We start from the raw sequence: 15,620 nt of genomic DNA, 5'->3' as shown, positions 1-15,620 counted from the left end.
TCATTTGAAAACTTTCCGCTAAACTTGATTTATCGAAAAAGTGATTGAGTCGAACAGACAGTTCGTTCTTATTTAAGAATCTTTTGTTTGAATTTCACTTGGATCGATAAAACCAAACCCCTTATCCCTCAAACCAGTAATAATATCTGGCAGTGCTTCTTTCGTCCATTCGCGATCGTGCATTAAGAGATTTGATCCATTTCCTAATAATTCGGTTTCCAACATAATAGTCGTTAAGGCCTCTTTATCCATGTAATCTGCTTTAAAATCATAACCAAATGACCAATTCATCAACAACATGCCTTCTTCTTTAACTAACTCTTTCGCATAATCCGTATTGGCACCATGCGGGGCTCTGAAAAATATTGGACGTTCTCCAATGATTTTTTCAATCTCATCACTTAGTGGAACAATTTGTTCTCTTTGCTCTTCTTCTGTTAATTCTTTTAAATTCTTATGGTCGTACGTATGATTTCCGATTGCAAAACCCATGTCATGAATTTGTTTTAACGCTTTTTTCTCTTCTTCTGATTCAATAAAATGTCCATTGACAAAGAAGATTGCTGGTACGTTCATCTCCGTTAATATCTCTGCCATTTCAACTGCATTCTGATCCGGTGCATCATCAATTGTCATCAAAACAACTTGCTCTTCCGCATCATCGATTGGATCAAAACCAAATAAATCGTTCATTTTATATTTAGGTGTTTGCTTTTGTTTTTGTTCTTCTATATCGCTTGCCTCTTCTTTTGTTTCGTCTTCTTCCTTCGTTTCGTCAGAGTCTTCCACTTCCATGTCCTTTGTTTCTTCTTCACTGTCCACTTCCTCTACATCTTTTTCAGCATCTTCTGATGACTCTTGTGCTGGTTCAGATGGTTGATCATTTAGTTCTGTCTCATCATTTGTTTGACAGCCTGCAACGAATAATAAAGTGAGTAGTATTGCAATGATGTATTTCGTTTTCAATGGTTGTCCCCCTATATATATGTATTAATCTTATTATAACTTGATAAGTGTTGTCAGGAAACAGTTATTTTGTTGTGAAATGGTTATTTTATAAGTAAGAGGGTAAAAGTAAAAGAACATTAAATACGTGAGATTTTCTTGAATGTCCTTAAAAATTTTGTTTCAATGGAGTATGTGTTCTTAAAATAATGTCGTTATACTGGTTCAATAGGAGGGTTAAAAATTGAAGAAAAAAGTAACTAGAGTTTTTTACATTTCATTATTAATAGCACTTTTATTTATCGTTTGGGGGATTATTCCTTCAAGCATCCTGCCGACTTGGAACTTAAATAATATCACGACTAACATCCAAGGTTTTATTGTTGATAAGTTCGGTTGGTTTTACTTACTTTCAGCAACTTCATTCTTAATTTTTGCGATATTCCTAGTTGTTTCGAAGTACGGGAATATCAAGTTAGGAAAAGATGAAGACGAACCGGAATATAACTATTTAACTTGGTTCGGAATGTTATTTAGTGCTGGTATGGGTATTGGTCTTGTATTTTGGGGAGCTGCAGAGCCTATTTCACATTTCAACATGCCTCCTTATGCAACAGCGGATGAAACGGAAGCAGCTAAAACTGCATTACAGTTCTCATTTTTCCACTGGGGACTACACCCGTGGGGGATTTATGCAATTTTAGCAATGGCGTTAGCATATTTCCAATTCAGAAAAGATGAGCCAGGCTTAATCAGTACTACGTTAAAACCATTATTCGGGGATAAAATGAACGGTGCATATGGTACAGTCGTCAACGTGATCGCTGTATTTGCAACAGTATTCGGTGTTGCGACATCTCTTGGTTTAGGTGCACAACAAATAGCCAGTGGATTAGGCTTCATTGTACCTGCAATCAGTAACACAATTGTCGTTCAATTGATTATCATTGCTGTTGTCACTGTTTTATTCATGATATCAGCAGCGACTGGACTGAATAAAGGTATTCGGATTCTAAGTACAACAAATATTATTATTGCTTTCTTATTGATGTTTTTCTTGTTGTTCGCTGGACCAACCAATTTCATCATGAATTTCTTTACAACTTCATTAGGTGGGTACGTTCAAAACCTTCCGTCCATGAGCTTTAGAACAACACCGTTTAATTCAGAAAATGCAGTATGGCTACAAAATTGGACGATGTTCTATTGGGCATGGTGGATCGCTTGGGCACCATTCGTTGGAATGTTCATCGCCCGTGTCTCTAGAGGACGTACGGTCAGAGAATTTGTTATTGGTGTATTATTAGTTCCAACAATTTTTGGTGCATTGTGGTTCGCTGTTTTCGGCGGATCTGCTATTTCTTTGGAATATCACCAAGGAATGGATATTATGTCAGTGGTTAATGATCAAGGGGCTGAAATCGCGTTATTCACTGTTCTTGAAAACTATCCATTGTCGTTCATTACATCGTTACTAGCGATTTTATTGATTAGTACATTTTTCATTACTTCTGCAGATTCAGCAACATTCGTTCTAGGTATGCAAACGACAGGCGGTAGTTTGAACCCACATGTTCGAGTGAAACTTGCTTGGGGATTGATACAGTCAGCAACGGCTGCCGTGTTACTATGGCAAGGAGGATTAGGTGCATTGCAAACCGCTTCAATCTTAGCAGCCTTTCCGTTCGTGTTTATCTTGCTGATGGTGATTTTCTCATTAGTCAAAGTGTTTAGAGAAGAAGCAAGGAATGCTCCGCTTAAGAGACGGAGAAGAAATGAACCGACTGAGCGAATATAACGAGTGATTTAGAACAGAACATTCATTTAATAAAAGATTTTCTAAAAACACTAAAATCAATCAATTTTGTACTTATTGGATGAAGCGACGAGCTTCATCTTTTTTTATGGAAGTTTCTCACCCGTTAATCATTAACGAACGGATTGGGTTGTCAGTCATTAATAATTACTCCATCTCTTTTTTTGGGTATAATACAAAGTGTGCTTCTTTTTTAATTGCGTGATAGAAATCTCATGCTTCTTTTTAAATAGAAGCAAATATAAAGCGGAAAGCCCATTACATGACTCTCCGCTTTATATTAACAGCTCGCTGCAGGAAATGCAGAGGGTTTTACAAGGTAAAGTTCATCCTCATAATTTGCCGGCTACAGTATGATCTAATTTGTTTTTGAAACCACCTCGAACTAAGTTTTGTATTTTGTTCGAGGTGGTTTTTTGTTTATAAGTACAAAAAATGCTCTTCAAATCCAATACCATTTCGTAGAGTATTTACTCGTATTTATAGAAGGGCATGCAAGAATATCCAACAGAATACTATGAAAAAACACACCAACCAGCAAACCATAGGGCTTAACTGGGTTGGTGTGTTTTCATTTATTTCACAGTTTATTTCATTGTATGGATTGGCATACCGATTGCAAGATCGCCTGCTTCCATAACCGTCTCACCAAGTGTTGGGTGAGCATGAATCGTCAATGCTAAGTCTTCAGCTGTCATTCCAGCTTCAACAGCAAGTCCTAATTCTGCAATTAAGTCACTAGCACTTGGACCAGCAACTTGAGCACCAATAACTAATCCATCTGATTTACGTGTAATTAATTTCACGAAACCATCTGTGTCATTTAAGCTTAACGCACGGCCATTAGCGGCGAATGGGAATTTCGAAACTTTAACATCGTAGCCTGCTTCTTTTGCGTCGCTCTCATTGTATCCGACACTTGCAAGTTCTGGATCTGAGAAAACGACAAGTGGCATAGATAGATAATCAATTTCTGATTTTTCACCACTGATTGCTTCAGCAGCAATTTTACCTTCATAGGAAGCTTTATGAGCTAGTGGAGGTCCGTCAACGATGTCACCAATAGCAAAGATGCTGTCGACATTCGTACGTCCTTGTTTATCCACTTTAATTAAGCCTTTATCATCCATTTCTACGCCAACTTCTTCAAGTCCAATTTCATCAGTGTTTGGACGACGACCAACCGTTACCAATAGGTAATCAGCTTCGATCGTTTTTTCTTCACCTTTTACTTCATACGTTACTTTCACACCATTGTCGGTTTCTTCTACACCTTGAGCCATAGCTTCAGTAACGATATCTACGCCTTTTCCTTTTAGACGTTTCTTCACTAATTGGGTCATTTGCTTTTCAAAACCGCCCAAGATATCTTTTGTACCTTCAAGGATTGTCACTTCTGTACCAAAGCTTGCGTATGCGCCACCAAGTTCAGTACCGATGTATCCTCCACCGATTACAACCATTTTCCCTGGAACTTCTTTTAAGTTCAACGCACCTGTAGAGTCTAATACACGCTCTGAGTAAGGGAATGGTTTTAATTCGACCGGTCTAGAACCTGTTGCAAGAATACAGTTTTTAAACTTGTACGTTTGAGACTGCTTGTCGTCCATGATTTTAGCTGTATTTTGATCAACGAAATAAGCTTCACCTTTAACGATGTCTACTTTATTCGCTTTTAATAAGCTTTCAACACCGCCGGTTAGTTTGTTTACAACTTGACCTTTCCATTCTTGGACCTTGTCCCAATTAACAGATACTTTTTCAGCAACAATTCCCATGTCATCAGAGCCAGATGCTTGCTCATAACGATGACCTGCTGAAATTAATGCTTTTGAAGGGATACAGCCTACGTTCAAACAAACGCCGCCTAGGTTACCCTTATCTACAATGGTTACTTTTTGTCCCATTTGTGCAGCTCGGATTGCTGCAACGTAACCGCCGGGTCCAGCACCGACGATTAGCGTATCTACTTCTTCTGGAAAATCTCCTACTACCATAATCAACCCTCCATCATAATTAGTTGTGGATCGTTCAATAAACGTTTAACATGATTCATCGCATATTGCGCTGTTGCTCCGTCAACCATACGGTGATCAAAGCTTAGAGATAATGCTAATACAGGTGCTACAACAACTTCTCCGTCGCGAACAACTGGTTTCTCACTAATGCGACCAATACCTAAAATACCCATTTCAGGATGGTTAATGACAGGAGTGAACCATTGTCCACCTGCTGATCCGATATTCGTAATCGAACAAGAAGCACCTTTCATCTCCCCTGGGGAAAGTTTACCATCACGCGCTTTCGTTGCCAACTCATTTATTTCAGAAGAGATTTCAAACATGGACTTGCGATCTGCGTCTTTAACGACCGGTACAAGTAGTCCGCGGTCTGTGTCTGCAGCAATTCCAATGTTGTAATAATGTTTATAAATAAGTTCTTCTGTTTCGTCATTAAATGAAGCATTCAGTATAGGATACTTCTTCAATGTAGAAACAAGAGCTTTTACGACATATGGCAAGTACGTCAATTTAACATCTTGCTCTTCTGCAATTGCTTTAAATCTCTTACGGTGTTCGACCAATGCCGTAACGTCAACGTCATCCATTAGCGTCACGTGTGGCGCTGTGCGTTTAGAGTTCACCATTGCATTCGCAATTGTACGACGAATACCACTGATCTTCTCTCGTGTTTCAGGGTACTGTCCTTCTGTCGTTTGCGGTGCAGAATCTTGCTCTGTCGTTTCTTCTGTCTGTTGAGCTTCTTCAGCAGGTTGATCTCCGCTTAAGAACTTATCAATATCGTCTTTCAAGATTCGTCCATTTTTACCCGAACCGCTTACTTGTTGGATATTCACGTCATTGTCTCGCGCATATTTACGGACAGACGGCATTGCAATAACGCGTTTATTTTCATCAGCAGACTTATCACTCGTTTCTGCTTGTTTAGTTTCCGCTGCCTTCTCTTCTTTTGGCTCTTCTTTCTTTTCTTCTGTTTGCTCTTCTTGTTTCGGTTCTTCTTTCGATGATTCTTCTTCAGATTCATCGTCTTCATAACCTTCTGCATCGAAAGTAATAATTACCGTACCAACGGTCGTTACTTCGCCTTCATCTACAAAGATTTTTTTGACTGTCCCATCAACCGGAGATGGGATCTCAACGACTGCCTTATCGTTTTGAACCTCGGCTAAGACATCATCTTCGCTTACTTGGTCGCCTTCTTTGACAAACCACTTGGCAATTTCACCTTCATGGATTCCTTCACCAATATCAGGAAGTTTAAATTCAAAGGCCAAGATAATCCCTCCTATTCATTGTCATTTTCGATTAAAAGTTCATTGATTCTTTTACTTTTTCTTTAATGTCTTGATGATTTGGTAACCATACTTCTTCTGCTTGAGAGAATGGATAGACCGTATCTGGTGCAGTTACTCGGAAAACAGGTGATTCTAGATGCAAGATCGCACGTTCCTGAATTTCAGCAACAATGCCAGCTGCAACTCCTGCTTGACGCTGAGCTTCTTGCACGACAATCGCACGGTTTGTTTTCTTAACTGACTCTAAAATTGTATCAATATCGATCGGGCTTACTGTACGAAGGTCGATTACCTCACAGCTAATTCCCTCTTCTTCTAATTCTTCTGCTGCTTTAAGGGAAGCGTGAACCATTGCACCGTATGCAACCAACGTCATATCGGTACCTTCTTTTACAATGTTTGCTTTATCCAAGTCAATTGTATATTCCTCTTCAGGAACTTCTTCACGGAAAGAACGATACAACTTCATATGCTCCAAGAAAATAACAGGATCGTTATTTCGGATTGAAGAAATAAGTAGCCCTTTTGCATCGTATGGTCCTGAAGGAATAACAACACGAAGACCAGGTGCCTGTGTCATAAATCCTTCCAAGCTGTCTGCGTGAAGTTCTGGTGTGTGTACACCACCACCAAATGGTGAGCGAATTGTTATTGGCGCATGCCATCTTCCTCCAGAACGATAACGCATACGAGCAGCTTGACCTACAACTGCATCCATCGCTTCGAAAACAAAGCCGAAGAACTGAATTTCCGGTACTGGTCGGTAATCTTGTGTCGATAGACCGACAGCCATGCCGATAATTCCTGATTCAGCCAATGGCGTATCAAAAACTCTCTCTTCTCCGAACTCGTCTTGTAAGCCTTCAGTAGCACGAAACACACCACCATTTTGGCCAACATCCTCACCAAAAACGAGCACATTGTCGTCGTTCTTCAACTCTGTGCGTAAGGCATCAGTTATTGCTTGAATCATAGTCATTTCAGCCATTGTTTACTTCGACTCCTTTTCTTTGAATTCTTCCATTTGCTCTTTCAAATTAGCTGGAAGTTCTTCATGCATAATGGAAATTAACTCCGTAACAGACTGTTTTTCTTGTTTATCTGCTTTCTTAATCGCTGCTTTAATTTCTTCTTTTGCTGTTTCCATTACTTCATTTTCTTTCTCTTCAGACCATAGTCCTTTTTCTTCCAAGAATTTACGGAAACGGACAATTGGATCTTTCTTTTCCCATTCACTATCCATATCTTCTGTACGGTAGCGTGTTGGGTCATCCCCCGCCATAGTGTGTGGACCATAACGATACGTCAATGTTTCAATCAATGTTGGTCCATCCCCATTTACAGCACGTTCACGAGCTTCTTGTACTACTTTATAAACAGCTAAAACATCCATACCATCAACTAGGAAGCCTGGTATCCCCATTGCTACAGATTTCTGAGCAATTGTCTTTGCTGCTGATTGTTTTTCAACTGGAACAGAAATGGCGAATCGGTTGTTTTGAACAATAAAAATCGCTGGTGCCTGGTAAGCTCCGGCAAAGTTTACCCCTTCATAGAAGTCACCTTGCGACGCACCACCGTCACCAGTGTACGTAATTGCAACGTTTTTCTTGCCACGATTTTTCATTCCTAACGCTACACCAGCTGCTTGTGTAATTTGTGCACCGATAATGATTTGTGGACTTAATGCTTGAACATCTTCAGGCATTTGGTTTCCGTGGTAATGACCGCGAGAAAATAGAAAAGCTTGATATAACGGAAGCCCTTGCCAAATCAACTGTGGTACATCACGATATCCCGGAAGGATAAAATCGTCTTGCTCCAACGCAAACTGACTACCTAATTGAGAAGCTTCTTGACCCGCTGTTGGTGCATAGAAACCTAATCTTCCTTGTCTGTTCAACGCGATAGAACGTTGATCTAACACTCTCGTATATACCATACGACGCATTAATTCTACCAGATCATCATCAGATAAATCCGGCATTGCATCCTCATTCACAATTTTCCCATCTTCATTTAAGATTTGAATCATCTCAAATTTTTCTTCGATGCCTTCTACTGGACTTTTAAAAACCACACCAGTCACCTCTTCCTTTCCTTATATTCTTTCCATAGTTTGGCTAACGTTCCTCATACTAAACTTCATCTTTTATATTTACCCTTTCGTGCTACATTTTAATCAAATAAACTGTTTCATACAAAAGATGTTTTTTAGTGATACAAGGTTCCATAGAATAGTCTATAACATAAAGGTCTCACTCGTCAATTGTATTTGTTTATCAAGCAACCGGACATTTTTCTGAATCTTTTCAAGAGGTAAAATACATTTATCTGTTATAGTCAACACTGACTCCTGTAATATAACAGTAGTGTTAACTTCATGAAAAACCGGAAGATAATCACTAACTATATTGCGATTGACTTCTTGGCTGACCCTAATGGAAAGAGCACAAAAAATAAAAGCCCGAACGATTTTAAAATCGTTCGAGCCTGTTACTTGAAAGGCGATCCTTCAAGAGCCATTTATTCTTCGTATTGAACGTCCAATTCGATTGTTTCGTAAAATTGCTTTTTAAGTTCGTTGAATTGGTTAGTCAATTCATTAAACTCTTCTTGATGAGTCGTTATTTCTTCATACTTTTGATTAATTTCATTCACTTGCTCATCTAACGTTTCTTTATCTAACTCTTCGTCCATCAGTAAATCATATAGCTTTTGGTCACTTTCAATGGATGATAAATACGTTTCATGTAATTCTGCGAATGACTTATATCGATTTTCCATAACATCAATCATCTCATTGGCTTGACCTTTTGCCTCTTCATTTTCCAATTCCTCAACTAAAGGAATCATTTTATCAAACTCTTCTTTTCCTGCTTTAATACTTTCCATTTCTTTTTCCATGATCTGCTTTCGTTCCTGGGAAAGCTCTTTAGCCTTTTCCGCTTTTTCTTTCACTTGGTCAATTTCTTCCATGTTAATCTCTATCATTTGCTCGTATAGTTTACTTTCTTCTTTTTCAACTTCGACAAGTTCATTTTGTGCTTCTTGAAAATCCTTTTCTTTTTGAACAGCTTCTTCTAAATAGTTATAGATTTCTTCTTTCGTTTGATCGCTGCTGTTGCATCCTACAAGTGTGATGCTAAGAATCAAGATGCATATGGATAATAATAATTTCTTCATGTATGTCTCTTCCTTCCTGTCTACCTATCAAATTCCTTTACGTTATTATAACATAAAGCATTCCTATATTTGGAATACATTTTATTATGAATCCAATAAATATATGATAAAATATGTAAAGCTAGATTTAAACGATTAATTCAATATTTAATCTTATCATTCATACATATAAAGCAACAAGCAAGGAGATGAAATTGTATGCTAACGATGAAAGATATTGTCCGCGAAGGGCATGAGTCATTACGTATAAAAGCTAATAAAGTAGAACTTCCAGCTACAGAGGAAGAGAAAGTTCTTTTAACAAAAATGCTTCAATTTATTAAGAATAGTCAAGATGAAGAAATGATTGAGAAATATGAGCTAAGAAGTGGTGTCGGTTTGGCTGCTCCTCAGCTCGGTATATCCAAGCAAATGATTGCCGTTCATTTTACAGATCATAACGATCGACTTTATAGCTACGGTTTATTCAACCCTAGAATTATCAGTCATTCAGTAGAGCAAACTTATTTACCTGGTGGCGAAGGCTGTTTGAGTGTTGATCGAGATGTACCGGGTATTGTGCCACGTTATGCAAGAATAACAGTGAAAGCAACCACGCTTGAAGGCGAAGACGTAAAGCTACGTCTTAAAGGGTATGCCGCTGTTGTTTTTCAGCATGAGATCGATCACTTAAACGGTGTGATGTTTTATGATCATATCGATCAAAACGATCCAATGACACCACCGGAAAATGCAGTATCTGTCGATGAGCTTTAGCAGTTCATCGAATCTACATGATACTTTTTCGGAAACAATCGATTATATTGTTTCAATTGTGATACAGAAAAGTATATAATGGAAATAATAAGTGGATAATAACGACAGGAAATTGTATTGTAGTATTCTTTTTTCTCAGCGAATCGTTTGTTGGATTTACGTCATACATTAAGGAGCGTATGTCGCCATGTTAAAGCGTTTACGAGAAAAACTGAGAAAGCGTTTAAAAAAGTTGCTTCGTGAAAAAAAGACACTTGGAGCGTAAACATTCTAAATTAACTATATGCAGTAAAACCTTTTGAATAATTAATTTATCCATAATGCTTTCAACTTAGCATTTAAATATTGCTTTTTTACGGATAGGTAAACTATGTAGAACACAATTAACTAGGAGGAAAAAAATGATTTTTAAAGTATTATATCAGGAGCATGAAGAAGAAGCTCCTGTACGTGAAGAAACAAAAACGATGTACATCGAAGCAGACAGTGTAAAGAGTGTCCGTGAAAAACTCGCTGATCGAAGCATCAATATTGAACATATCCTTGAATTAAATGAGGCTCATTTAGCTTATGAGAAAAAGTCTGAAGACTTCAAAGTGGAGAGTATCTAGCACATGAAATTTGTAAAAAATGATCAAGTAGCTATCTTCGCTTTGGGAGGATTAGGTGAAATCGGAAAAAATACGTATGGCATTCAATTTCAAGATGAAATTATTCTGATTGATGCCGGTATTAAGTTCCCTGAAGACGAACTTCTGGGAATCGACTATGTTATTCCTGATTACACTTATCTCATCCAAAACCAAGATAAAATTAAAGGATTGTTCATCACTCACGGACACGAAGACCACATCGGGGGCATTCCGTATTTATTACGTGAAATCAATATTCCGATTTATGCTGGTAAACTAGCAATTGGTTTAATTAAAAACAAACTAGAAGAACACAAACTTTTACGGAGTGCGAAGCTACATTCTGTTGAAGAAGAAGATATTATCAAGTTCAGAAAAACGGCCGTCAGCTTTTTCAGAACGACTCACAGTATTCCGGATTCATTCGGAATTGTTGTTAAAACACCACCAGGAAATATTGTACAAACAGGTGATTTCAAGTTTGATTTCACTCCTGTTGGAGAACCAGCCAACTTAACGAAAATGGCTGAAATCGGTGCAGAAGGCGTTCTTTGCCTAATGTCTGACAGTACAAACAGTGAAGTTCCTGGTTTTACACTTTCAGAAAGTGTTGTCGGTGAAAGTATTCGAGATATCTTCAACAAGGTAGACGGAAGAATCATCTTCGCAACTTTTGCATCTAATATTTATCGCTTGCAACAAGTTGTTCAATCTGCGGTTGAAAACGATCGAAAAATCGCCGTTTTCGGACGTAGTATGGAAAATGCCATTCGCCTTGGGCAGGAATTGAATTATATTACGGCACCTGATGACACGTTTATCGAGCCGAATAAAATTAATCAAATGCCTAATGATGAACTTGTCATTCTTTGTACAGGTTCTCAAGGAGAACAAATGGCTGCACTTTCCAGAATTGCTAATGGCACACACCGCCATATTCAAATTCACCCAGATGATACAGTTGTCTTATCTTCATCACCAATTCCAGGTAATGCAATTAGTATCAACCGTAACATTAACAAACTCTACCGTGCGGGAGCTAATGTGATTCATGGTTCATTAAATGATATCCATACATCTGGCCACGGTGGACAAGAAGAGCAAAAATTAATGTTACGTCTTATGAAACCTAAGTATTTCATGCCAATTCACGGGGAACACCGTATGCTTGTTGAGCACACGAAACTTGCTGAACAAACAGGTGTACCACGAGAAAAGTCTTTCGTGATGGATATCGGCGACGTCTTGGCTATTGGCAAAAAAGATGTGAGCGTAGCAGGTAAAATTCCTGCCGGGTCTGTTTATGTTGATGGTAGCGGTATTGGTGATATCGGAAATATTGTACTAAGAGACCGCCGCATTCTATCTGAAGAAGGTTTAGTCATTGTTGTCGTCAGTATCAACATGAAAGATCACAAAATCGCTTCAGGTCCAGACATCATCTCAAGAGGGTTTGTCTATATGCGTGAATCTGAAGACCTTATTAAAGAAGCACAAGGTTTAGTTGCAAAACACCTTGAAAAAGTTATGGAAAGAAAAACGACACAATGGTCAGAAATCAAGAATGAAATTACTGACACGATTCAGCCATTCTTATTCGACCGCACGAAACGTCGTCCAATGATCTTACCAATCATTATGGAAGTTTAATGAATTACCTATCCGAAAGCAATTGAATAAATGAAATAAAATAAATCACCGATCACTTCAATGTGATCGGTGATTTATTATCATTTTAGGCTCTAAAATATTTGTTGGTTCGATGATGGCCGTTCGTGTCAGGCGATCCGCTTACGGCGGGTGCTTGCCGCGGGCACGGCTCGAGCCTCCTCGGCGGAAAAGCGTGGCCTGCGGGGTCTCAAGACTCGCGCTTTTCCCGCAGGCGTCACGCCGACACTCTTCACCTGAACCAACCAAGTGTGAGGTGAGACCCCACATTGCGTAGCACGAGTAGGCTCAACAGCTGCCCGCGGTATAGAAGACACTGCGATTTATCGCAGATGTCGCCTTATGCCCTGTGGGTAAAAGCGGAGTATATTTCCGAAGCGGGTATTTCCGTTACACTAAATTAGAATGTTCGCATCTGAGTCAACTTTAAAGATTTTGGCCTAGCTCCAACATTTGACTTAGAACGCGTTTTAGGAAACTCAGCTTGATTCAAAATTAACGGCGTTCAACTACTTATGTACTCGTTAAACGAGTGAATTTTCCGCTAAAGTTTTTCTTTTATCTATTCTTCTATTACTAACTTCTTCTCGAACCTAGATATATCTTTATCTGAACCAATAACGATTAGAATGTCACCTAGCTTTAATATTTCATCGGCCATCGGTGAAACGTTTACGTCTTTGCCTCTTTTGATCGCCACAATGTTACATCCAAACCGTGCACGAACATCCAATTCTTGAATGGTTTTATCATTCATTTTACTGCCAACTTTTACTTCTACGACACTATATTCGTCAGATAGCTCAATATAATCAAGAATATTACTGGATACGATACTATGAGCAATTCTCTTACCCATATCACGCTCTGGGTGGACGACATGGTCAGCACCGATTTTGTTCAGTATCTTTTCATGGTAGTCATTTTGAGCTTTTACAGTGATACGCTTAATTCCTAATTCTTCTAAAATAAGCGTCGTTAAAATACTGGCATGTACGTTATCGCCAATAGCAACAATTACGTGATCGATATTTTTAAAACCGAGGTCAATCAACGTTTGTTCATCCATTGAATCCCCGATTACAGCGTGAGTAGCTATATCTTTAAACTCGTTCACTCGATCTTCGTCACGATCCAGTGCTAATACTTCAAATCCTTCTCGTGCCAATTCTAAACAAACACTTCCGCCGAAACGGCCAAGACCGATTACCCCATATAACTTTTTCATCGGGACTCCTCCTTCGTTCCATCAAGGATATCATATCATAATTTTACCATGGGAAAATAGTAAGGACTGGGACAAAAACAAATAAAAATCCGGGCGATTTCTTATGTAAACTAAATCGTCCGGATTTTTCTAATGTTAAATCGTACTCCACACCAAAATACTACGTTTGCATCTAGAGTACATAAATTCTTGTGAAAATCACAGTTCTTATACTGCGGGCACAGATCCTGCTTTTACTTTTATAACTGGTCAAGCATTTGAAACTGAGATTTGACTAAATGATAATATTCACCATGTGAATTCATTAGTTCTTCATGACTTCCACGCTCGAGTATTTTTCCGTTCTCCAACACAATAATCTGATCGGCTTCTCGAATTGTCGAAAGTCTGTGAGCGATAATAATAGATGTTCTACCCTTCAATAAACGTTTCAACGCGTGTTGAATTTTCATTTCTGTTTCTGTATCAATACTGGCAGTTGCTTCATCAAGAATGATTATCTTTGGATCGGCAAGTAATGCTCTCGCAAAAGATAACAACTGTCTTTCACCTGCTGACAAGATATTCCCACGCTCTTCTACTTCAGTTTGATAGCCATCTGATAGCCGTTGAATAAATTCATCTGCTCCTACTACTTTAGCCGCTTCTATAACTTCTTCATCAGAAGCTGTCGGTCGACCAAATCGAATGTTTTCCATAATTGTACCGGAAAAAATGAACGTATCTTGTAAGACGACACTGATTCGTTGTCTAATATCATCTAATTTCACATCACGCAAATCATTGCCATCAATCTTAACAGATCCTTTTGTTGGATCATAAAATCGATTAATCAGGTTAGCGATCGTCGATTTACCTGATCCCGTATGACCAACTAACGCAACTGCTTCTCCTGGTTTCATTTCCAGGGAGATTTCATGTAACGCAATTCGATCTTCGTCATAGGAAAATTGAACACGGTCAAATTCAATATGACCTTTAATATCTTCCAAATGTTTGGCGTTTTCTTTCTCTGCAACGTTTGGTTGTTCATCTAAAAATTCAAAGATTCTTTCAGATGCAGACATTGCCATTAACAATTGATTATACATCTGTCCTAATCGAGAAATTGGTTCCCAGAACATTCCGATGAAAAAACCAAAAATAACGAATGTACCGACATCAATTGTCCCATTGATGATTAAATAGGAACCATAAGCGACTAAGATCACTGTTCCAAATGCGTTACTCATTTCCACGAACGGGCGGAACATTGCACTTTTACGTGTCGCTGTACGCCATGTACCAAAGTTATCCGTATTCACACCATCGAAGTATTCGGTATTGGCTCGTTCCTGACCGAATGACTGGGTAATACGAATACCTTGTATACTCTCATTCAAATGGGAATTCAACCGAGATTGCTGAATCCGTACATCTTGCCATGATTTACGAATATTCTTCCGCAATTTCGTTGAAATGTAGAACATAATTGGAATAATCACCATGACTGCTAAAGCTAACTGTGGACTCAACACAAGTAAAATAACAATAATGCTAATTAACATTGTAACGTCCATTAACAAGTTGATGATTCCATTCGTAAATAGCTCTTGTAAGGAGTTAATATCATTCATAATCCGCACAATTATGCTACCTGCTGAACGATTATCAAAAAAACGATTCGAGAGTCGTTGAACATGAGAGAATAAATGTTTTCTTAAATCATAAATGACATTTTGCCCTAAAATATTGACGTACTTAATTCTTACCGTATTGCCAATATAGCTCAAGAGATAGAGTATTGAAATCCCTATTACCAATTCAATCAATAGGTTAACGTCTTGATTGGCCACGGCTATATTAATTGCGACGCGACCGATTAAGACTGGCACAATTAATCGGACCGCAGTTGAGACAAGCATTGCAATAACAGCAATCGGTAAAACCGTTTTTGCATATGGTTTTAAAAATTGAAGCAAACGCAGCATCTGCTTCCAATTGAATGGCTTATCAACTGCTACATCAAGCGTATAATGAAATCTTTTTAAATGGGGACTTTTTTCTTTTGTTGTTGTCGCCATACGAGCACCC

The 15,620-nt window shown here is 38.5% G+C and carries 12 protein-coding genes; 4 read left to right on the top strand and 8 right to left on the bottom strand.

What is annotated here, in order from left to right; genetic code table 11:
• Nucleotides 1–72 precede the first annotated feature (72 nt).
• Complete coding sequence (locus FPQ13_RS07310; protein ID WP_144088685.1) at nt 73–966, bottom strand: polysaccharide deacetylase family protein; 894 nt, start codon at nt 964–966, stop codon at nt 73–75.
• 223 nt (nt 967–1,189) lie between these two features.
• On the opposite strand from FPQ13_RS07310, the gene FPQ13_RS07305 reads away from it, so the two are divergent.
• A complete protein-coding gene (locus FPQ13_RS07305) occupies nt 1,190–2,743 on the top strand; it encodes a glycine betaine uptake BCCT transporter (protein ID WP_144088684.1) in 1,554 nt (517 codons plus the stop codon).
• Nucleotides 2,744–3,348: 605 nt separating this feature from the next.
• Here the strand turns inward: FPQ13_RS07305 and lpdA are convergent.
• The 5 genes from lpdA to FPQ13_RS07280 all read right to left on the bottom strand — a co-directional run bounded on the left by lpdA (nt 3,349) and on the right by FPQ13_RS07280 (nt 9,263).
• Nucleotides 3,349–4,758: a dihydrolipoyl dehydrogenase gene (gene lpdA / locus FPQ13_RS07300; protein ID WP_144088683.1), complete on the bottom strand. Its 1,410-nt coding sequence runs from the start codon at nt 4,756–4,758 to the stop codon at nt 3,349–3,351.
• 2 nt (nt 4,759–4,760) lie between these two features.
• Nucleotides 4,761–6,056, bottom strand: coding sequence for a dihydrolipoamide acetyltransferase family protein (locus FPQ13_RS07295; RefSeq protein ID WP_144088682.1), 1,296 nt, complete (start codon nt 6,054–6,056; stop codon nt 4,761–4,763).
• Nucleotides 6,057–6,087: 31 nt separating this feature from the next.
• Nucleotides 6,088–7,065, bottom strand: coding sequence for an alpha-ketoacid dehydrogenase subunit beta (locus tag FPQ13_RS07290; protein ID WP_144088681.1), 978 nt, complete (start codon nt 7,063–7,065; stop codon nt 6,088–6,090).
• 3 nt (nt 7,066–7,068) lie between these two features.
• A complete protein-coding gene (pdhA, locus tag FPQ13_RS07285; protein WP_144088714.1) occupies nt 7,069–8,112 on the bottom strand; it encodes a pyruvate dehydrogenase (acetyl-transferring) E1 component subunit alpha in 1,044 nt (347 codons plus the stop codon).
• Between the two features lie 491 nt (nt 8,113–8,603).
• Nucleotides 8,604–9,263 carry a YkyA family protein gene (locus FPQ13_RS07280; protein WP_144088680.1) on the bottom strand — a complete coding sequence of 220 codons (660 nt, stop codon included), beginning with the start codon at nt 9,261–9,263 and terminating at the stop codon, nt 8,604–8,606.
• Between the two features lie 198 nt (nt 9,264–9,461).
• Between FPQ13_RS07280 and def the strand changes: the two genes are divergently transcribed.
• From def to rnjA, 3 genes are all read left to right on the top strand, one after another.
• Nucleotides 9,462–10,019, top strand: coding sequence for a peptide deformylase (def, locus tag FPQ13_RS07275; RefSeq protein ID WP_144088679.1), 558 nt, complete (start codon nt 9,462–9,464; stop codon nt 10,017–10,019).
• 401 nt (nt 10,020–10,420) lie between these two features.
• Nucleotides 10,421–10,630: a DNA-dependent RNA polymerase subunit epsilon gene (locus FPQ13_RS07270; RefSeq protein WP_144088678.1), complete on the top strand. Its 210-nt coding sequence runs from the start codon at nt 10,421–10,423 to the stop codon at nt 10,628–10,630.
• 3 nt (nt 10,631–10,633) lie between these two features.
• Nucleotides 10,634–12,301, top strand: coding sequence for a ribonuclease J1 (gene rnjA / locus FPQ13_RS07265; protein ID WP_144088677.1), 1,668 nt, complete (start codon nt 10,634–10,636; stop codon nt 12,299–12,301).
• Between the two features lie 580 nt (nt 12,302–12,881).
• Here rnjA and FPQ13_RS07260 read toward each other — a convergent pair.
• Nucleotides 12,882–13,547 (bottom strand): potassium channel family protein, encoded by a 666-nt coding sequence (locus FPQ13_RS07260; RefSeq protein WP_144088676.1) that lies wholly within the window; start codon nt 13,545–13,547, stop codon nt 12,882–12,884.
• A gap of 239 nt (nt 13,548–13,786) precedes the next feature.
• Nucleotides 13,787–15,610: an ABC transporter ATP-binding protein gene (locus FPQ13_RS07255; RefSeq protein WP_144088675.1), complete on the bottom strand. Its 1,824-nt coding sequence runs from the start codon at nt 15,608–15,610 to the stop codon at nt 13,787–13,789.
• Nucleotides 15,611–15,620 lie beyond the last annotated feature (10 nt).

It is taken from the genome of Allobacillus salarius (assembly GCF_007559425.1).
In the GTDB taxonomy this organism is placed as follows: Bacteria; Bacillota; Bacilli; order Bacillales; family Alkalibacillaceae; genus Allobacillus; species Allobacillus salarius.
The sequence above is the reverse complement of the archived record's forward strand: the minus strand, read 5'-3'. Positions and strand labels throughout refer to the sequence as shown.